A 1,111-nucleotide genomic window follows, 5' to 3' on the forward strand; every position below is an offset into this window, starting at 1 on the left:
TCTCAGCCTATCTCTCCTTTAGTTTACTACAGGAGGCCATTGATCACATATTGAAGAACTTTGGAACGAAATACACAATCAACTTCTCCACCTAGAATGTTGTGAAACTTTTGCTTGGGTACTTAAGGCGTACAACAAGGTCCGCAAGCCAGTGGATCTATACATCGAGCATTTGGTCTCAATGGCCGCCGACTTGGAGGAGGCGCGGGCCAAGCTGGTGCCACTCCTGTTCCTGCCACTCGACAGCCAGATTCTCGCCCACCCTGGCCTGTTCACCGAGCGGGAGTTGGCCGCCCAAGGCCTGACGAGGGGGTCCACCTACAAGGACATCACTACCGAGAGCACACACTCTGCCTTTCAAGCACTGCTGGGCCAGAAGGCTGCGGCGGTCACAGATGCTCACCGTCGGCCATTTCACGTCATCTACTTCGATCTGGTTTGGAACGACCGGTATCGTAGATGGGGCGGCAACCTGTTCGAGACCAATCCGTGAAGTGGTAGCGCCGAACGATGGCCCGAACCGGACGCAAAACCACTCGGGGCATGTTGGTCGGTGTTCTCCGAAAGCTCAGTGGCCGCGTGGTTTCGCGCCGGTTAGGCCTGTAGTTGGGTCACGATATCGACGATTCAATCTGAGAGAGGATTAATCTATGCTCAATGCCATAACCAAGCCATCCGCGATACGAAAGGCACAGAAACTATTGCAGCAGATTCTAGAGAAAGCCTTGCCGAAACGAGAACGCACCTACACTATTGGCTATCAAGGCGGGAACATGGATTTCACCTCTTTGCGAGCAAATGACCGAATCTGGTACACCCACAAGACCATTGGAGAGGAGTCCACACCTCGCCATTGGAACGCATTCGGGCTTGCCAAGCAGCTGAACCTAAGCACATCCAATCCCATCGCTGTTGAAATTAACATACCTCTGGAAGGAGCGCCCAGGAGGGTCGCAGGCCTCTTCGCCGTTGATACCTCTAACGAGAGGTTTCTCGGAATTGAAATCCGAGAGCTATAGTGGATGCGGATTTACCTGGATAGGGGGACTGTCGCATGGTCTCTCTGTGCCAGAAGTAAGAGGGTTTTCTGGCAGAAAAGGGAAAAAAGTGG

At 53.1% G+C, this 1,111-nt stretch carries 2 protein-coding genes; both read left to right on the top strand.

Features of this window, described 5'->3' with window-relative positions:
- The first annotated feature begins 151 nt into the window (after positions 1-151).
- On the top strand, positions 152-493 hold the full coding sequence (locus tag MWC30_RS21605) for a hypothetical protein (RefSeq protein WP_244086273.1): 342 nt from the start codon (positions 152-154) through the stop codon (positions 491-493).
- Between the two features lie 157 nt (positions 494-650).
- Complete coding sequence (locus MWC30_RS21610; RefSeq protein ID WP_244086274.1) at positions 651-1,019, top strand: hypothetical protein; 369 nt, start codon at positions 651-653, stop codon at positions 1,017-1,019.
- Positions 1,020-1,111 lie beyond the last annotated feature (92 nt).

It is taken from the genome of Desulforhabdus sp. TSK, from assembly GCF_022836495.1.
In the GTDB taxonomy this organism is placed as follows: Bacteria; Desulfobacterota; Syntrophobacteria; order Syntrophobacterales; family Syntrophobacteraceae; genus Desulforhabdus.